This window comes from Dyella sp., from assembly GCF_036746095.1.
In the GTDB taxonomy this organism is placed as follows: Bacteria; Pseudomonadota; Gammaproteobacteria; order Xanthomonadales; family Rhodanobacteraceae; genus Dyella_B.
The window spans coordinates 18,465-38,262 of the sequence record NZ_DAIOEU010000018.1 but is presented as its reverse complement, the minus strand read 5'-3'; the positions used below and the strand labels follow the sequence as shown (position 1 = coordinate 38,262).

The window sequence follows — 19,798 nt, the reverse complement described above, 5'->3', positions numbered from 1 at the left end:
GTCGTCATTCCCGCGAAAGCGGGAATCCATTAGCTCTGATACACCCTACGAAAATGGATTCCCGCTTTCGCGGGAATGACGACCATGAGGCAAGGTGTTCTTTTATAACGACACGATCATTACATCAAAAAAGCAGCGAGCCCGGCTTTGGGCTGGGCTCGCTTTGTTACGTCAATCGAGCTTGTAGTCAAACGTGAGGAATACCTCGCGACCGTTGTATTCACTACCGGTCTGGCCGGTGGTGACGTACTCGAAGCCACCCGCGTAGTACGGGATGGAGGAGACGCGGTCGAAGATATTGTTCACCGTGAGCTTGAGCTTGGTCATATGGTTGATCTGCCACGCGACCGAGGTGTTCCAGGTGATCCACACCGGCGTGTGGCCTTGGTACTCGGTGTCGGCAACATTGACAGTGGCGCCATTGACCGTTACCTGGCAAACGCCGGTAGCGACCGTCTCAGTACCATTCTGCACCGTAACCATGCTCGGCTGGATGCCGTTGGGCAACGTGTTGCAACTGCCGTAGTTCGGGGCGCGCATGCCACCATCGCGCACGCCGGAGATCGACACGTCCCAAGCGCCCTTGTGCCAGTCACCGATCCACGCAATCCTGCTTGCCACCATGTTATAGCGGGTGTTTTGCAACTGGTCCGAAGCCAGCACACGCTGCTTGTACTCGAGGTTGTCGGTGTAGTTGATGTTGGCGCGGAAGTCACCCCAATCGTCGGTGTGCAGCTTGTAATCCAGCGAGGCGTCGATGCCGCTTACGTACAGCGAAGCCTCGTTGATCGGGCCGGATTGTTCCGAGATGATCTGGCCGTTGCCATTCACGCGCTGAACATACTTGGTCACCAACTGGCAATACGCCGAGCCAGGCACATGCGCCGTATACGACGACAAAGAGGATGAGCCGTTTACCTGGTAGCCGGTAAGGCAGCCTGCCTCGTCGGCCAACACTTGGTCTGGGCTGAGGTACTCGATGGCGTTGTCCACGCCCATGTGCCAGTAGTCGGCAGACACCGACAGCCCTTGCACGCCCGGAACCTGCCACACGAAACCGTAGGTCCAGGAGTGGCCAGTCTGCGACTGCAAGTACGGGCTGCCGTTCGTGTTCACGGTGTACCACTGCGATTGCGGACGCTGCACCACGTTACACCACGTGCTGTTGGACTGGCCCGACTTGATCGCGTTGATGCACTGCAAGGGGTCGATGTAGTCACCGGTCGGCGAGGAGGAACCCTTCAGGTAGATAGCCTGCATGTCCGGCGCCTTGAAGTTGGTACCGTAGCTGCCGCGCAGCAGCAGGCCATCATACGGACGCCATTCCAGGCCCGTTCCCCAGGTGCGGGCGATATCGGCGCTGCTGGCGTCGTGGTACTTGTCGAGGCGGCCGGAGATAGTCCAGGTCACGGAGTCCAGCACCGGCACGCGGAACTCATTGCCGAACGAATAGCGCTGGCGGGTACCGCCGCCGAGGATATACGCGTAGAACGGATTCACGAACGAGCTCGGGTTGGCGCCGCGCGAGTCGGGCGAGAGCCGATAGCCATTGTCCGCAGCTTCCAGCACTGCCGCCCAACCAATCGGTTGGTCATGCACCCAAGGCAACGTGTACAGGTCGCCGTTCATGTGGAACTGCACCTGGTTCAGCCACGACACCGCCGTATCCTCGCCATTGACTGCGAACTGACTGTATTGCTGCGGCGTGATCGGATTCCACCACTGCTGCCAGTTCATGGCGTAGACGGGAAGAGTGGTGGAGGCACCACCATTGATGGCGCTGTTGCCGGCGACCGTGGTGGTGCCTAACTGCTTTCCAAGGAAGAAATTGTTGATGCCGTCTTGGTTGATGCCCGTGTAGTCTTCACGCACCGTGTACTTCTGGGAATTAAGATTCAAATCCCAGTTGAATCGGCTGTCGAAAAGGGTTCCGCGTAGACCAGTCTGCAGGTTCCAGTTCTGCTCGCGGTCATGGGTATTGGCCGACGTACCCATTTCGGTCGCGGTCAACTGGCGGACCGCCTGGCTGATGGCCTGTCCGGTGGTTTGGTCGTAGAACGCGCCAGTGCCTGTAGCGATCAACTGGGTGTTGGAAATACCCACCGTGTCATACAAGGCCACAGAGCCATAGACCTGCAAACCATTTTTGAAGTCGTACTCGCCGGCGACGTAAGCATTGTTGCTGCGGCTACCTGGCGTCAGCACCCAGTTTTGCCACATCGTAGGCTGCGAGCAGTAGTAGCCATTGTCGGTCACGCTGGCGATCTGGGTGCCGCTGGTGGTGACGCTGTGCGAGTGGCTCAGCTGCGAGTTCGTGAACTTGCCGCAGGTGCCCGTCGGCGGCGTAATGTAATGGCCCGATCCATCCATGGCCGAGAGGGCAATGGAACCTACCGCGTCATACTGGTAGCCAAACATGCGCGACGCCGGACTCCATGAGCCATAGCCCGCATCGGCCACCGAATCCTGATAGGGACGATCCGAACCCCACAACGCGGTGCGGTTGGACTTTTCCAGGTTGTAGGTGACGTGCCAGTTTTCGCCGGACTTACCGCCGACGAGGTTGATGTCGCCGTAGGCGCGGCCACCGCGGGTGGAACCACCGCCGGTGACCTGCAGATCGTCACCCTGGTAGTTCTTCTTCAGGATCACGTTGATCACGCCCGCCACCGCATCCGAACCGTAGATCGACGAGGCGCCGGAGGCGAGGATTTCGACACGATCGACCATGCCGATGGGGATATTGTTGTAATTCTGGAAGTTGCTCTGCTTGTTCAGCGGCTGCGGGTAATCGACGATGCGATGGCCGTCGATCATCAGCAGGCTGAAGCCAGGACCGACGTTGCGCAGGTTGACCGAGCGCGCATTGACCGAGCTGGAACCCCAAGAGGAGGGGTCAGACGTCTGCTGCCCCACTTGCGGCAACGAATCCAGGAATTCATAGAGCGTGGTGAAGCCTTGGTCCTTGATCTGTGTGCCGGTGAGGGAGACCACCGGAGTCGGCCCTTCGACCTCCACGCGCGGAATCATCGAACCGGTCACGACGACCGTTTTCAGCTCTTTCGGGTTCTGCTGGTTATTGGAAGACGTGCTCTGCTGCTGATCGCTGCCCGACGTGGTCGACGTCTGCGCGACGGCATACGGCGCGAACAGCGCCAACGCCAATGAACTAGCCAATACGCCGCGGCGTACGTGAATGGTTTTCATGTTGTCCCCTCCCGGTAAAAAATGATGTTGCTCGCCACCTCAACTCCCCTGATTTCACGATCAAGTCGATGCTGGCATGTGTGGGTCTGTTTATACGTGCTTCGGTCAAGCCGAAGCTTCATGGTCAAACGGCATCGGGTATTGGAAGATCTGCATGTTCCTCCGGTCTGGTGTTCAGAACATCGTCTTCCCGTCGATGCGCCAAATGAAGCGCCTGCACGCAGGCGTTCGAAGTCAATCCTGCGAAGCCTGTGGGGCGTGATTCATCAGCCAGCTCGCCGCACCGATCACGCCCAGTTGCGCGTGATCCACCACATGCACGGGTACGGTCTGCTGGAACGGACGCATCACTCCCTTATCCAGAAAGCGGCTGACGAAACTGCTTTTCGCCATGAAATCGGTCATGCGCGACAGGAAGCCACCCGCAACGTAGATGCCACCTGTCGCGCCGTAAAGCATGGCCAGATCGCCGGCAAAAGAACCCAGCCATCCGCAGAACAGCTGCAATGCTTCTACCGCTTGCGCATTGGTGTTGGCGCATGCAGCGGCAGTGATGGCGGCCGGTTCGTCGCATTCGCACGGCACGCCATCGAGACGGCACACTGCCTGGTACAAACGCAGCAGGCCAGGACCAGACAACACCGAGTCGTAAGGAATATGCGTATCGGGCGCCACCAGTTCGCCGAGCACAGTTTGCTCCCGACCGACGCGCGCTGCCAATTGAATGTGGCCCGCTTCGGTGGCCAGCACATGCGGCGGCGCACCAGGCAGGCGCACCGCTACGCCAAGGCCGGTACCCGGCCCAACCACCACCACCGGGCCTTCTTCGGCCTGTTTGCTGCGGCGGGGGGCATGCAACGTGACCATGCTGAGGGGGTCGAGATACGCCGTACCGTAGGCCAGCGCTTCGAAGTCGTTGAGTACTTTCACTTCGCGCAGCGCCAGCGCCTTTTCCAGCTCGGCCGGAACGATGGGCCACTGCAAATTGTTGTTGACTACCTCGCCCTCGTGCAGAAAGCCCGCGCATGCCAGTGCAAGGCGCTGCGGGCTGGTCGAGAAGTCATCGCAAAAGGCATGCACGATCGCATCGAAGCTGGCAAAGTCCGCGCACTTGTACACGTGGTACGCCAGCGTGGTGGGAACGCCCTGCCCCGGCTGAAAAGCAATCAGGCCGATACGCGCGTGCGTGCCGCCGACGTCGGCGGCGAGAAAAACGTCTTGCTTGCCCGGAGAGGCCATCACGGATACCGACGATACGGTTTCGGCGTGCGAGGTGACGTCAGCAAGAATGGCATCGGCGGCGGAAGCATGTCGCACGGCGCGAAAACCTTCATAATTGCCATCATCACGCATGTTGCCGCCCCGCTCCGCAAACCGGTCGCGTTGTGCTGATCTTCGGCAGTGGCACTGCAACCCTCATAACTCCCCCAAACGCTGATCGTCCCGATCATTCATATACGAACTTCCAGTTCATATATATGTGATCTGAAGCTTATATGCGTTGTTTAGATCGTGGCAAGTCGCGACGCAACAGAAATGGAACTTTTTCTGTATCTTGTGCTCGCCTGAACGATCAGGCAGAACTCAAAGCTGCTGGGGATCGAGCACCACGTGGGCGATGCGCAGCCGCTTCCACGTATAGGTGATGTGGATCCGGCCGTCCCGGGCCTGGATGACGGCGGGATAGGAGAACTCGGCGCCGGGGCTATTTTCCAGCGTAAGTACCTGTTTCCAGTGCATTCCATCCGGTGAGATGGCGACGGCCAGCGTGCCGCGGCCATCCCACCATTGCTTGCCGTGCTCCGTCGGGTTGTAGACCAGGCAGGCACGGCCGTCGGCGAGCATCACGGCATCGATGCCCGAGTTGGGATTAGGTACGTCGAGCAGCTTCAGGCTAGACCAGGTGTGCCCGCCATCGGAGGACCAGGTATCGAACAGGCGATTCTGCCTGGTGCGCCCGATCGCCTGCAGCTTGCCATGCCCCCAAGGCAAGAGGCTGGGCTGAATGGCTTCGATGCCCGCGGGGTTGGGCACCGCGTTGCTTTGCTGCCAGGTCGCGCCGCCATCGCTGGAAAGCTCGAAATGAATCGTCCAGCGCCCCAACTCCGTGCTCGATGGGCTGACGATGCCGCCGTCGGCGAGCTGCACCGGCTTGTCCTTGATCGGTCCGAGCAAACCATCCGGCAACGCATGCGCCTTGGACCAATGCACGCCGTTATCACTGGATGTCTTGACCATGCCGCGCCAATGCTGCGGATCCGGGCCGACTTTGTAGAACAAGGTCAGCGGTCCGTGGCGTGGAAGAAACAGCACGGGATTCCAGGTCGGCTCGCGATGACCATCGGATTGCACGCCGTCGGCTACCTCGAGTGGCGCGCTCCAATGGCCTTGCACCTGGCGCGAGAGCCAGATCCCGACGCTGGGATCGCGTTCCTGCTTGCCGCCGAACCAGGCGGCGACGAGCCCGCTGGGTGTTTCGACGATGGTGGAGGCGTGGCTTTGCTTGGTGGGCGGTGCGGTGGTGATGAATTCGCGCAGGACGATAGGGTTTGCGGCCATCGCGGTTAGCGGCATGGCAAGCGGCAGCAGGAAATACCGTGTCGTTCGCATTGAAAAGAACAAGGGACCACCCGTTCGTAGGGATATTTCGCTCTGCCGTATCGTCATTCCGGCGACCTTCGCCGGAATGACGAACATGGGCTCCTGGCAGCCAGGAGATCCTTCCGTTTCATTCAGCCGTCTTTACATCCGGCACATACCAGATCGGCTGCATCACCCCACGCGCCACCGCCTGGCTCGGCGTCCTCAAATCGAACACCACCACCGTGTTATCGCCCTGCTCCAGCCACGGCGCCGGCAAATAAAGCGATCGCTGCGGACCGATATCCCAGATGCGCCCCAGGTTATGTCCGTTGACCCACGCAAACCCTTTGCCAAACGCCGTCACATCCAGAAACGTATCGGCCGGTGACGTCGCCTTGAAATGGCCACGATGAAAGGCAGGCCCTGCTACCGGCTGCGTGGTCCAGCCATGGATCGCATCCGGTGAAGTCATCGGCAGTGGATACACCTGCCAGCCATGCAGAGCCTTGCCATCGAGCAGGACCGGATCGACCAGGCCCGCACGGCCATCCGCAAGATGCGCTCCGTAGTTGATGCGTCCGGTGTTCTCCACCAGCACGTCGAGCGTGTGCTCGCCGGCATCGACGTCGACAGGCAGGCTCACCTGCTTGAGCCGGCGGTCCACGGTACCGATCAGTTTGTGATCGAGGTACACCGATGCGTAGTCGCGTACTTCGCCCAGATAGAGTTGCCCATGGACTGTGCCAGTGATTTGCGTGCGATACAGGATGTAGCCGTAAGCCTGGCCAAACTGCTCCATCGGTTGCGGTTGCTCGATGGCGATCGGCGTCGGCAAGTTGTCCCACAGCGATGCCGATTCGCCCAGCGTGAACGCGGGCACATCCATGAAAGGTGTCGGTGCAGGCAATGGCGGGGGTGTGATACCGGTGGCCTTGGCGATCACCGAACGAAACGTTGCGAATTTCGGTTTGGGCCGCCCGGCTTCGTCCAACGGCGCGTCGTAATCGTAGCTCGTGGTTTGCGGCGCGTAATGGTCGCCGGGATTGCCCTGGAAATTGGCGCCATTCATGAAGCCGAAGCTAGTGCCGCCCTCGAACATGAAAAGGTTGAGCGAATAGCCCTGGCTCAACATCCACGCAAGTTCCTTGGCCTGCACGCTCGCATCGGTGTGCGCATGCGGTTCGCCCCAGTGATCGAACCAGCCGGCCCAGTATTCGCCGGCCATGCGCGGTTGATCGGGACGAAATGCGGCGAGCGCCTTGAAGGCACTCTTCGCTTCGCCGGTGTTGAAATTCACCACGGCAAGCACGCCGGGCAGCGTATCGTTGCGCAGTTCCTCGGCGCCGTCGGAGGTAAACAGGATATCGGCGCCCATCCCGGCACGGACCAGCGCCTGATGGACGTCTTCCATATAGGTACGGTCGTCGCCGTAGGAGCCGTATTCATTCTCCACCTGCACGGCAATGATCGGCCCGCCGTGTGCGGCCATCAGCGGCGACACTTCCTTGCCCAGGCGCTGGAAATAACGCTCCATCGCTTGCAGGTATTTTGGATCCTGCGTGCGCACGTGCAGGTGTGGATCGGCAAACAACCACGCCGGGAATCCACCCGCTTCCCATTCGGCGCAAACGTAAGGGCCCGGGCGCAGGATTACGTCCAGCCCTTGCGCTTGCGCCATGCGCACGAACGCAGCCACGTCGTTGTTGCCGCTGAAGTCGAATTGTCCCGGCTTGGGTTCGACCAGGTTCCAGAACACATACGTAGTGATGGCATTGAGGCCCATCGCGCGCGCTTTCCGCAGGCGATCCTGCCAGTAGGCGCGTGGGATGCGTTGGAAATCCATCGAGCCGGAGATGATCTGGTGCCGCTTGCCGGCGCGGATGAAATGCGCGCCTTCGATGGTGATGGGTGTATGGGCGACGGCCGCGCACGCCGGTGTGCCGGCCCATGCCATGATGCATGCCATTGCAAGAGTCAGGATTGTTTTCGACATGCTGATCGATCGGCCCTGGTAGGCCGGGATGAAATCCCGGCGTTGATGGATGGCCGCCATTCCGGCGAAAAGCAGGAAGGACGGCCATTTGGTTACGGTCGTCAGCCGGATTATTTCGGCAATGACATGCTGCCGTTGATGGTGAAAGCTGCCGTCACACCCTCTGCATCACCCGGCTGGCCGCCGCCGACAAACAAGCGATAGTGCCCAGCTGTTACCGCGCGCTGCCCCAAGGCATCGACCTGGCTGAGTTGCCGCGGCGCCAGCTCAAACGTCACACGCCGGCTTTCCTTCGCACGCAGGTGCACACGCTGGAAACCGATCAGCGCATGCTGCGGGGCCGATGCATCATCGGGCGCGTCGAGATACGCCTGCACCACTTCGTCCCCATCGCGATCGCCATCGTTGCGCACCACGGCGTTTACGGTAAGCGTCTTGCCCGCCTCCAATTCCACGGTGGAGAGTTGCGGTTGCGCATAGGCGAAGTGCGTATAGCTCAGGCCATAGCCGAACGGATAAAGCGGCGTGCCGGTGAAGTAGCGATAGGTGCGCTCCTTCATGGCATAACTGACGAACGGCGGCAGGTCGCGCGTGGAACGATAGAACGTCACCGGCAATCGCCCGCCCGGGTTGTAGTCGCCGGCCAGCACCTTTGCCACGGCGCGGCCGCCCTCCTCGCCCGGATACCACGCCGCCAGAATGGCGTTGGCGTGCGCTTTGGCCCAATTCAATGCCACCCCACTGCCCGACATCAACACCACGATCAGCGGCTTGCCACTCGCTGCTGCACGCTCAAGCAAGGCTTGTTGCGGCTGCGGCAAGCCGATATCGGTGCGGTCGCCGCCGTTGAAGCCGGGCACGTCGATCTTCAATTCTTCACCTTCCACGTCCGGCGACAGGCCGATAAATGCGACGACGGCATCGGCATCGCGCACGGCAGCTTCCGCCTTGGCCAGTTGCGCCTGCTCCGGCGCCAGCCATTGCAGGCGCACGCCCTGGTCCTGGCCGCTGTGCACATACTCAAGACGGATCGAGCGCGGATGGGTATCGGCGATATGCAGCACGGCCTGCAGATGTGCATCGTCGCCGTTGTCGTCAAGCACTTCACGGCCATCGATGTACAGCCGCACTGGATCGTGCTGCTTGTTGCAGTCGAAGCAGCGATCCACATGGACTGCCAAGGTGTAATCGCCCACGCCGGGTGGCAGCCATTGACCGGTCCAACGCACGGCATAAGGGCCTTCATGCAGATGATCGGTCGGCGTGACCTGATCCCAGTCGAAATCGATCACGCGGTCGGTACGCTTCAAGACCGGCTTGCCGCTGAAATCGACGTTGCCGAAATACTCGCCGGTGAGACTGGCGCTGCCGCTTGCGGTCTGCAACGCGGTTTCGGGAACCGTAACCGGCACGCCTTCCGCAATTGGCGCGCCTTGCGCGTAGCGAATGCGCGCGGCGCCGAAGCGCTCGCGCAGCCCGGCCAGCGGCGTCACCGGCGCGCGCGCGGTGCCGTGATAGTTGGCTTCCAGCGTTTCCAGCGTGTCGGCGTTGGGTCCGATCACGGCAAGGCGCGCATCGGCTCGCAAGGGCAACGTGCCATGCTCGTTCTTCAACAGCACGATCGATTCCAGCGCGGCTTGCAAAGCCAGTTGCCGATGCGCGGAGCTGTCGACCTGGTTCATGCCGATATCGGCATACGGGCTGTGGTCGCCGCCCCATTCGCCCAGGCGATACCGTGCCGCAAACAATCGGGCAAGCGCGGTATCGATGACCGGCTCTTGCACGTAACCCTTGTGCACCGCTTCAAGCAGATCGGCATACGCATTGCCGCAGTCCAGATCCGTGCCGGCCTGGATGGAGGCGGCGGACGATTGTGCGTTGTCCGGCTTGAAGTAGTGGAACTTGGTCATGTCGTCCACGGCATCGCAGTCGGACACAACAAAACCCTTGAAGCCCCAATCGCGGCGCAGGCGCGCCGCCAGCAGATCGCTGCTCGCGCACACCGGCGTGCCATGCAGTGCGTTATAGGCGCACATGATGGAATCGGCATGGCCTTCCGTCACTGCTGCGCGGAACGCGGGCAGATAGGTGTCTTCCAGATCGTGCGGCGAGACGTCCACGTCGAAACCATGCCGCCCGGCTTCCGGGCCGCTGTGCACGGCAAGGTGCTTGGGCGTGGCGATGGCGCGCGGATGATCGGGGTCGTCGCCCTGGATGCCGCGAATGAAATGCACGGCAAGCTGGCCGGTGAGGAATGGATCTTCGCCGTAGGTCTCCTGTCCCCTGCCCCAGCGCGGGTCGCGGAAAATATTGATGTTGGGCGACCAGATGGTGAGGCCGTCATAGCGTGCGTGATCGTGGCCGACGCCAGCGGCGTTGAACTTGGCGCGCGCTTCGGTGGATACGGTGGTACCCACTTGTTGCAGCAATGTCGTATCCCAGCTGGCGGCCAGGCCGATGGCTTGCGGGAACACGGTGGCGTAACCGTTGCGCGCGATGCCATGGAGACCTTCGCTCCACCAGGCGTAAGCAGCCACGTTGAGGCGCGGGATGGCGGGGGCGCCGCTTTGCACTTGCGCGACTTTTTCGGGCAGCGTCATCTTGGCGACGAGTGCTGCGGCCTTTGCCTCAGGAGACGCCTCTTGTGCAGGAGTCGCGTTGGCGGCTGAGAGCAGAAAGCCGCACAGCACAAGGCGCTGAAGGTTCATGCGCATATTTGGAACCCTTTTCCATTGTTCGCGCGGCCGCCCTTACCCTCAGCGTCATTCCGGCGAAGGCCGGAATCCAGTTCAAATAGGCGTCCGGAGGACACAAACACCAATCATCGAGTGCTTCGCATTGGTTATTTAAACTGGATTCCGGCCTTCGCCGGAACGACGCCCAAGTGGAGTCGACCTTCACGGTTACTCGCAAACTTACCGTTGTACCACCGGCAACTCATCCCACACCTTCGGATCTTCCGCCCCCAATACCCAGGAGCAAAAGCCTTCCAGATCGTACTGTTTCACCAGCGCGTAACGGTCGCGGAAACTGTGCGCATCCGGCATGAATACCCACTCACGCATGTCGTCGCGGTAGAAGTAATACCAGGACTCGTCCTCCACCGGGTCCCATTGCACAACGGCCTTTTGTTCCTTCGCCAACGGAATCGACTCGTCCGCATCGATATAGGTGGCGGAGATATTGGAAGCCTCGCTGCCGTCTGCACGCACCGGGTTGCCGGTATACCAGCGATAGCCGTACAGCGCGATGCCAAGCGAAAGCTTCTGCTTGGGCACCAGCGTCAAGGCGTATTTCAGCTGATCGAGCATCCATGGCATGGCGTCCACCGGACCCGGCGTGGTCCAGCGCGTGTGCTGATCGTAGGTCATCAGGCAGATCAGATCGGCGTATTTGCCGAGCGCGGCCAGGTCGTAAGCACCACGCCAGTACTGCCACATCCATTTGGAGAACTCGCCTTGCCCCGCATGCCCTGGCGCATTGGGCACCACGGCGATGGACAGCGTCAGCCCATGCTTGTGCAAGGCCTCGGCAGTCTGCTTCACCAATAAGGTGTACGCATCGCGGTCGGTCCAGGAGATGCTTTCGAAGTCGAACTGGTAGCCCGCATAGCCATGTCCGGCCGCCTGTTGCAGCATCGACTCGATCAGGTGCTGCTTGGCGGTCTCGTCATGCAGCAGATCGTGGAAGCCCTTGCGCCCGGCCGACATGGACATGATCGGCGTCACCGGCAAGCGATGCTGCCCGGCCAGGCCAAGCACATAGTTGTCCGGTGCACCGTTTACCAGACCCTGGCCATCGACCTGGTACCACGTGGGCACCAGCAAGCCGATCTTGTCGATGTTTGCGGTGAAGGAATTGGTCGACTTCTGCGTGCTCATCAAATAGAACAACGCGGTCGGCTGCTTTGCATACGCCACGCTGCATGCGAGGGCAGCGGCAAGAAAACACACAAGCTTTTTCATGTTACCTGGCCAGTTCAATGCGATAGACATAGGCGTAGTCGCCCACCGGTCGTGCTGGCAGCGTCAGGTACAAACCATCTGCCTGCTGCTGCCACGTGATGCTTTTGCCATTGGCGAGCAGGCTGACTGCGCGCACATGGTCGTCGGGCTTGATCGAGTGAATCACTGCCGTGCCACCTTCCGGCCAGCCCAGCTCGATGGCGTACAAGATGCCGTCCTTGGTAGTGAAGCGGAAATCCTCGGCGGTATACGGCTTGGTTTTGGTGTCCTGGAAGGTGCCACCAACCACTTCGGTGGGGCCTTCACCAAACGTGCGCCATGGCGTGGTGCCGTAGATGGCATCGCCGTTGGCCTTCAGCCAGCCACCCATGGCCAGCAGGATCTTCTGTGCGTCTTCCGGGATCGTCCCGTCAGAACGCGGGCCGATATTGAGCAGCAGGTTGCCGTTCTTGCTGACCACGTCCACCAGCAGGTGGATCAACTCTTTCGGCGACTTGTACGTATCGCCCTTGATGTAGCCCCAGGAAGCGTTGCTGATCGAGGTGTCGGTTTGCCAGTGATTCTTCTGGATGCCGGTGAGTTGTCCGCGCTCGATATCCAGCGTGCCGGCGCCATCGGCAAATTCGCCGAGCTTGTAGTTGACCACCACGCCGCCGCGCCTGGCGCCTTCGTTGTAGTAGTACGACAGCATCTTCGGCAACGTATTGCGGAAGGTGGGATGGCCGATCCACCAGTCGAAATACAGGATGTCCGGATGGTAGTCGTCAATCAGCTCGGCGGTGCGTGCCAGCCAGTCGTCCAGCCACGCTTGCGAAACGTAGGTCCAGTCGTGATAGAGATCCTGATCGTCCTTGGCCAGGTGCGCTTCGGCCGGGCCGTACAGACCCGCGTAGCGCGGGTCGTTCACATCGGAATCGAACTTGCGGCCGCCGTCGAAAAACCAATCGTGCTCGGCACGATGCGACGACACGCCAAAATGCATGCCTTCGGCGCGAACCGCTTTCGCCAGCTCGCCAATCACGTCGCGATGCGGCCCCATCTTTACCGCCGTCCATTCCGACAACTGCGAGTTGTACATGGCAAAGCCATCGTGGTGCTCCGCCACGGGAATGACGTAGCGCGCGCCTGCTTGCTTGAACAATTTGGCCCATGCCTGCGGATCGAAATGTTCCGCCTTGAACATGGGAATGAAATCCTTGTAGCCGAACTTCGATTGCGGACCGTAGGTAGCCACGTGATGCGCATAGTCAGGCATGTTCTGCTGGTACATGTTGCGCGAGTACCACTCGCTGCCGAAGGCCGGCACGGAATACACGCCCCAATGAATGAAGATGCCGAACTTCGCATCGTCGTACCACTGCGGTGCATTGTATTGCTGCAACGAAACCCAGTCGGGGCGGAACGGTCCATCGCTCTGGTGCTGAGCGACGCGGGCAAGAATGGCCTTGCGTTGCGGTTCGAACTTGGCGGTCGCCTTCTGCCAGATCAGATCGGCCTGTTCGGGAGAAAGGGTCTTGGCCGTAGGCGCCGTCGGCGACTGTTGCGCGGTGGCGATGCCTGTTGCGCAAACCAAGGCGATGCCCAAGAAAAACAACGACCGTTTCATGCTCGACCCTCTCCGATCCGATGTGAATGGCCCATCATGCCAGCACCCTGCACGATGACAAGTAACGAGTTTCATAACTGGCTTTGCGAGATTTCGGAAAAGATCACAAGCCAGCCTTCGACGAAAACCCTCATTCGTCATTCCGGCGAACGCCGGAATCCAGTCGAAAATGACATGCGAAGCACACGATATATAAGGTTTTGAGTGCTTCGCACGACGTATTTCACTGGATTCCGGCGTTCGCCGGAATGACGCGCAGTGAATCTGTGGCAGATAAAGAAAAAAAACCGATCGCGGCAGTAAGGGGAAGAGAGCTGTCCGCGATCGGTACTGCGAAACTCAAAGCTTGAAGTTCACCCCCAGCGAGAACGTGCGGCCGTTCTTGTACATGCCGATCGGCGCGTACTTCACGCCGTTGTACCAGTAGTAGGTGGAATCGAGCAGGTTGGTGGCGCTGGCCGTCACGCCCATCCAACTGTTGAGCTGGTAGGCGACGGTGAAGTCCAGTTCCTTGTAGCCATCTGTGAATACTTGCGAATCCAGGCGGCCAACCTGGGTGAAGTACGGCGAGCGATAGCTGTAGTTGACGCGCGCCGACCACGGACCATGCTCGTAGTACGGAATGATGTTGATCGTGTCGCGCGACAGGTACGGCATGTTGTAGTCGTTGGTGGTATTGGCGTGCGCATAGGTGAAGTTGGTCTGCACGCCAAAGCCCAGGCCGAGTTCCTGCTGATAGAGCAGCGAGATGCCACGGACGTCGGCGTTGGCGGCGTTGACTGGCGAACTGACGCTGTAGGTCGCCACCTGGTTGGTGGTTACGTCATACAGCTGCTGATCGGTCGTCTTGGTGATGATGTAAGTGCCGATGTGGCGATAGAAGAACTCGGTAGACAACAAGCTGGTCGGCGCGAAATACCACTCGGCGGAGAAGTCGAAGTTGGTCGACTGGTACGGACGCAGGTTCGGATTGCCGCCGCTTGCCGTGTGCTGGCTGTCGTCGATGCTGTAGGAGCCGGCAAGATCGGAATAACGCGGACGCGCAATCACCTTCGAGGCCGAGAAACGCAGCACCTTGTCGCTGTCCAGATCGTAGATCAGGTTGACGCTGGGCAACGGCCGCTTGAAACTGGAACTCTTGCTGGCCTGATCCCAGGTGGTGCCGTTGTCGGGGCTGTTCCAGTAGTACGCATGATCGATGGTGTCGATATAGCGCAGGCCGAAGTTGCCACGCAGGCCGATGTCGCTCTTGAAGTTGAGCTGCGCATACACGTCCTTGGTGACTTCACGCACGTTGAACGACGAACCGTAGTCGATGCGGTAAGCACCCTGCGGCAGCGACTTGAGGTAACTCTGCACGTCGCCAAGATCAGCGGTGGCCCAGTTGGTGAGATTGCCGCCGACGCCAAGGCCGTCGAACAGGCCATTGGGCGTGCCACCCGGATTGAACTGTGTCAGCAGGATATTGTTGGTAGCGTAGATCGAATTGCCGTACGCATTGGTGTCGTTGTCGTGGTCCAGGTACTTGGCGCCCAGCAACACTTCGTTGAACGGCCCCCAGCTCAAATCGCGCGTAGCATCGAACTGTGCGTATTTCTCGCGATCGCCGGTGCGCTGGTAGCCGATGCCTCCTGCCTGCTGTCCCGCTTTCAGGCCCCAATTGCTGGCGCTTGGATCGTCATAATTGACGCTGGTGTTGACGCCGTTGTACGCAAAGTTATAGCCGCCTGATTGCAGCAGGTACTTCATCAGGTACTCGGGATCCTTGCCGCCGCTGGCGCTTGTGTAGCCAACCTGGCTTTCGAAGGCCCACACGTCACCGTAGTAATCGTGCTTGAGGTTGAGGCTCTTGGTGTCGACGTGGGAGACGCGGTAGTTCGCGTCCAGCTCGGCGTAAGGCTGGCCGTTGCCGGTGTTCGGCGATACCGTTGCCGAGGTTATGTAGCCGCTGTTGACGTTCGCCGCGGTGATCTTGTTTAGGTCGCCGCAACCAGGGCACACGTACTCCGATTCGCTGTAGTTGTTGTACGTGCCCTTGATGTAAAGGCCGGTGAGGTTGAATTCGTTCTTGTCGTTCGGACGCCATTCCAACGCCGTCTGCAAGCCGTTGCGCTCACGCGTCTGCTGGAAGTAGGAGCTGTTGATACCGACTGGCAACTTCGCCGTTGCCACGTCGCCGCTGCCGGTAACGGCAGCCGTGCCGGGAATGCCGCTACCGGTGGTGTAGCCGAAGAACTCGACACCTGCGCGCGACAGGTTTTCCTTGTCATGCGTGACCGAGAGCAACGCGCCGAAGGTATCGCTGCTGTTCTTCCAGCTATACAGCACCGAGCCACGCGGATTGCCCTGCCCCGAGCGATCGTTGTAGTTGTAGCCGGCCGAACCGCGCAGCGTGTTGGCAGGAAGATCCAGCGGCTTGCGCGTCTTGATGATCACCGTGCCGCCGATGCTGCCCTCGTCGATGCGCGCTTCGGGCGACTTGTACACTTCCATCGTGTCGATGATTTCCGGCGACAGCAGGGTGTAGTTGAAGGTGCGCCCGCTGGTGTCGGTAGGGTTGCCGCCCCAGTCGCCGGAGGCGATGGTCTGTCCATTGAGCAACACACGGTTCAATGCCGGATCAGTGCCGTTGATGCTTACTTTCTCGCCTTCGCCAAACTGGCGATCGACCGTGATGCCAGGCAGATGCGCCAGCGATTCGGCCGCGTTGGTATCGGGGAACTTGCCGATATCCACCGCGCTGATGGCATCCACGATGGCGCCGGCTTCGCGCTTGATGTTCAGCGCCTTGTCCAAGCTGCCGCGATAGCTGGTGACGACGACCGCCTGCAGCGTCTTGGTGTCTTTCTCGCGCTGCTGTTGTGACGAGGTGTTGTTGGTGGTGCTGCTGGTGTTTTGTGCCGCGTCCTGCGCGTGAACTCCGAGACTCAACCCACAAAGAATGCTTACGGTCAAAACCGACCTGCGAAACGTCATACCTTACTCTCCCCGAGCTTAAGTACTTCTGCTAGTTGATCCAGGCTGTCGAGTGTCCCCGCGACCGGCTCAGCGGCCTGGAGTGAAAACTGCATCGTTGTGGCCGATGCAGGCGTTGCGCTCGTCTCCCGTACGAGCGTCGTTATGCGTATCGACGTGCCAACCTGCTGCGCCCATCACGCCGTGATGGCTGTGGTCGATCACGCGGATCGGTACGTTTTGCAAGAACGGACGCATCACGCCCTTGTCGAGAAAGCGCTCGAGCACCGGGCTGCTGCGCAAGAAATCGGTCATCTGAAAAAGAAAACCACCGGCGAGGTGGATGCCGCCGGTGGCGCTGTAGAGCATGGCCAGATCCGCCGCGAACGAACCTAGCCAGCCACAGAACAAAGTGAGCGCTTCGCGCGCTATCTCGTCGCGACCGGCGATGGCCGCGGCGGTTACCGCAGAAGGCTCATGCAAGGAGGGATAGCGATCATGGATGGCGCACAACGCGAGGTAGATGCGATGTACGCCAGGACCTGACAGCACCGTTTCATACGAGACGTGCGTATCGGGCTGCGCCAGATGCGCCAGCACCTGCTGCTCCCTGCCGATGCGCGCAGCCAGTTGCGCCTGCCCGGCCTCGGTGGCCATGACGCGCGACGGTTTGCCTGGCAGCCATACGGCAGCGCCAAGACCGGTGCCAGGTCCAATCACCACCACCGGTCCGGCAACGGCCTCGCTCGCCATCGGCGCTTTCAGCACGGCGGCATCGTTCACAGCCCCATGGCCGATGGCATAGGTGAGCGCTTCCAGATCATTGAGGAACCAGACGCGGTCCAGCCGCAACCGCTCTTTCAGCGCATGCAACAGCACCGGCCATGCGAGGTTTTTGTTGATCACCGAACCGGCATGCACGTAGCCGGCGCACGCCAGCACCAGCTCGCGCGGCTGCACCCCGACATCAGCGCAGAAGCAACGAACGATGTCTTCCAGATGAGGATGATCGGCACATGGATAGACCCGATAGGCGGCCATGCTCGGGAGTTGCCCCGTTGCGCGCGTCATCAGGGCGAGCCGGGCATGGGTACCGCCGATATCGGCGGCCAGAAAGCTGTCCTCGCAGCCGTTTGCGGCAGCCGCATTGCCAAGAGCCATCCGGTGATTGGTCGGGGGAGCCAGCCGTAGCGCGGTCGCGGCCATCTTGTTCAGGCCTCGACACCACGTGCTGGAACGCCCAAAACGGCGCCATGGCCGGGCCTTTCTCTCGAAAATCGCATAGGACTGCCCTTCTCCCGCCCCCGCCTGGCGATCTCTCGCCGCCACATGTTCATTAGCAAAATGGAATTTCATATATGTTTTAGATCGAGCAAAACCCAATTGCAACAACTTTTTTCAGTTGGCCTACAAGGACAGGCCTCAGCACCTGTAAATCAATTGTTTATATATACACAGGTAAAGAGATGCGCGATGATGCGCGGATAAGGGGATGGCAAGGCGAGGAAACCGCCTTGCCGTGGGCGGCTCAGCAAGTCATCGTGAGGACGAATGGCGGTATCAACGACCAAGCCGGATCTGGACCAAGCCAGCACTCGGAAACATGCCTGGCTCGCTTCAGCGCTGTCGTTCGGCGGCGCACCGGTCGGCAATCTGTACGCATCGGTAGACGATGCATCCGCCACCGCCACGATTGCGCATGCATGGCAACGCGGCATCCGGCATTTCGATACGGCGCCCTACTACGGCTACGGCCTCAGCGAAAGCAGGCTCGGCACCGCATTGAGCGGCGTGCCGCGCACGAGCTTTACCGTGTCGACCAAGGTGGGACGCCTGATCGAAGACGATGCGCAACAAACCAGCCACAGCGATGGCTTTATCGTCGACGGCCATCGCGCGCGCTTCGACTACAGCCGCGACGGTGTGCTGCGTTCGTTCGAAGCAAGCCTGCAGCGTTTGCGCACCGACCATATCGACGCATTGCTGCTGCATGACATTGGCGCACTCACGCATGGCGAGCATCACGCAGCGATCTTGCGCCAGGCGCTGGAAGAAGCGCTGCCGGCGATGGCGGAACTGCGTGCACAAGGTTTGTGTAGCGCGATCGGCATTGGCGTGAACGAAGAAGCGGTGTGCCTGGAAGTGATGCCACGCTTTCCGCTCGACGTGATCATGCTCGCCGGTCGCTACACCTTGTTCGAGCAGCAAGACAGCCACGCCGTGATGGCGCAGGCGCAAGCGCGCGGTGTCGCCGTGCTGGCCGCAGGGCCGTACAACTCCGGCTTGCTTGGCGATGCACAAGGTCCTGGCAAGTTCTACAACTACGCGCCTGCCGATGAAGCAACGGTGGCGCGCGCACAACGCTTCTATGACGTGTTCGCCCGCACGCATACCGACGTGGGCGCGGCAGCCTTGCAGTTTCCGCTGGCGCATCCGGCGGTGGCGAGCGTGGTGTGCGGCTTGCGTTCGATCGAGGAAGTCGACCAGGCTGCGGCACGCATCCAGGCCTCCATTCCCGCCGACGCATGGCGCGCCCTGCGCGAAGCCGGCCTGTTGCAGGAGAGCGTGCCGACGCCATGATCATCGTCGACGCCCACCAGCATTACTGGCAACCCGAGCGCGGCGATTACGGCTGGCTCGCGCAAGCGCCGGCCATGCTGCAACGGGCGTTTCTGCCACGTGATCTATGTGCGCAGCGCACGGCAGCCGGCGTGCGATACAGCGTGCTGGTGCAAGCGGCGCCGACCGAAGCGGAAACACGCTATCTGTTCGAGCTCGCGCGTGAAGATGCCGGCATCGCAGGCGTGGTCGGCTGGGTCGATATGGAAGCGAGCGACGTCGAAGCGAGCATCGATGCGCTGGTTCGCGACGGCAACGGCCTGTTGCGCGGCTTGCGCCCGATGGCGCAGGACCTTGCCGATCCGGAATGGCTGGCCAAACCATCGCTCGATCGCGCGTTCGATTGCATCCAGGATGCCGGTCTCAGCTTCGACGCACTGGTGGACATGCGTCATTTCCCTGCCCTGCTGCGGCGGTTGAAGCGCCATCCTCAGTTGAAGGTGGTGCTGGACCATGCCGGCAAGCCGGCGATCGATGATGGGCGTTTCGACCAGTGGACGTGCTGGATCGACGAGCTGTCGCAGCATCCATCGCTGCATTGCAAGTTTTCCGGCCTGCTTACACTGCTTGGCGAGCCGGTGCATGAAGATGCCATCGAACCCTATGTCGCCGACCTGTTTGCGCACTTCGGCAGCGAACGCCTGATGTGGGGCAGCGATTGGCCGGTGGTGACCATGCGCGCCGGCTATGCGCACTGGCTGCACGTCGCCATGATCTTGACCGCGCGCTATGCGGGCGGCGCGCAGGCACAAGTGTTTGCGGCCAATGCGGCGCGCTTTTATGCGCTGGACGTCGATCTGGAATCCCAGCCGAAGACCTTGAACCCTCGTCCCGGCGAAAGCCAGGACCCAGCGACTTCGCTCGCGCACC

10 protein-coding genes and 1 pseudogene are annotated in these 19,798 nt (G+C 60.7%); 2 read left to right on the top strand and 9 right to left on the bottom strand.

The features are described from left to right. Positions 1-171: 171 nt before the first annotated feature. The 9 genes from V7M64_RS09915 to V7M64_RS09875 all read right to left on the bottom strand — a co-directional run bounded on the left by V7M64_RS09915 (position 172) and on the right by V7M64_RS09875 (position 17,470). Positions 172-3,207, bottom strand: a complete 3,036-nt coding sequence (locus V7M64_RS09915; RefSeq protein WP_333678982.1) for a TonB-dependent receptor — start codon at positions 3,205-3,207, stop codon at positions 172-174. Between the two features lie 234 nt (positions 3,208-3,441). Further along, positions 3,442-4,560: a glucokinase gene (locus tag V7M64_RS09910; RefSeq protein WP_333678981.1), complete on the bottom strand. Its 1,119-nt coding sequence runs from the start codon at positions 4,558-4,560 to the stop codon at positions 3,442-3,444. A 231-nt stretch (positions 4,561-4,791) separates the two neighbouring features. Beyond that, positions 4,792-5,817, bottom strand: a complete 1,026-nt coding sequence (locus V7M64_RS09905) for a sialidase family protein (RefSeq protein WP_333678980.1) — start codon at positions 5,815-5,817, stop codon at positions 4,792-4,794. Positions 5,818-5,935: 118 nt separating this feature from the next. Next, positions 5,936-7,783: a glycoside hydrolase family 35 protein gene (locus tag V7M64_RS09900; protein ID WP_333678979.1), complete on the bottom strand. Its 1,848-nt coding sequence runs from the start codon at positions 7,781-7,783 to the stop codon at positions 5,936-5,938. Between the two features lie 110 nt (positions 7,784-7,893). Then, positions 7,894-10,497: a glycoside hydrolase family 3 C-terminal domain-containing protein gene (locus V7M64_RS09895; protein WP_333678978.1), complete on the bottom strand. Its 2,604-nt coding sequence runs from the start codon at positions 10,495-10,497 to the stop codon at positions 7,894-7,896. A gap of 201 nt (positions 10,498-10,698) precedes the next feature. Further along, entirely contained in the window at positions 10,699-11,748 is a 1,050-nt protein-coding gene (locus V7M64_RS09890; RefSeq protein ID WP_333678977.1) for a glycosyl hydrolase family 18 protein, read from the bottom strand. A gap of 1 nt (position 11,749) precedes the next feature. Further along, positions 11,750-13,354, bottom strand: coding sequence for an alpha-L-fucosidase (locus tag V7M64_RS09885; RefSeq protein WP_333678976.1), 1,605 nt, complete (start codon positions 13,352-13,354; stop codon positions 11,750-11,752). A gap of 339 nt (positions 13,355-13,693) precedes the next feature. After that, positions 13,694-16,330 carry a TonB-dependent receptor gene (locus V7M64_RS09880; RefSeq protein ID WP_333678975.1) on the bottom strand — a complete coding sequence of 879 codons (2,637 nt, stop codon included), beginning with the start codon at positions 16,328-16,330 and terminating at the stop codon, positions 13,694-13,696. Positions 16,331-16,399: 69 nt separating this feature from the next. Continuing rightward, a complete protein-coding gene (locus V7M64_RS09875; protein WP_333678974.1) occupies positions 16,400-17,470 on the bottom strand; it encodes a glucokinase in 1,071 nt (356 codons plus the stop codon). Positions 17,471-17,860: 390 nt separating this feature from the next. Here V7M64_RS09875 and V7M64_RS09870 point away from each other — a divergent pair, with 390 nt between their 5' ends. Both V7M64_RS09870 and V7M64_RS09865 read left to right on the top strand, forming a co-directional pair. Continuing rightward, the gene (locus V7M64_RS09870) at positions 17,861-18,889 is read left to right on the top strand and encodes an aldo/keto reductase (RefSeq protein WP_333678973.1); all 1,029 of its coding nucleotides are present in this window, start codon (positions 17,861-17,863) and stop codon (positions 18,887-18,889) included. Next, positions 18,886-19,716: pseudogene (locus tag V7M64_RS09865) on the top strand (amidohydrolase family protein); the annotation flags it as partial. The gene V7M64_RS09870 and the pseudogene V7M64_RS09865, both read left to right, overlap by 4 nt. Between the last annotated feature and the right edge of the window lie 82 nt (positions 19,717-19,798).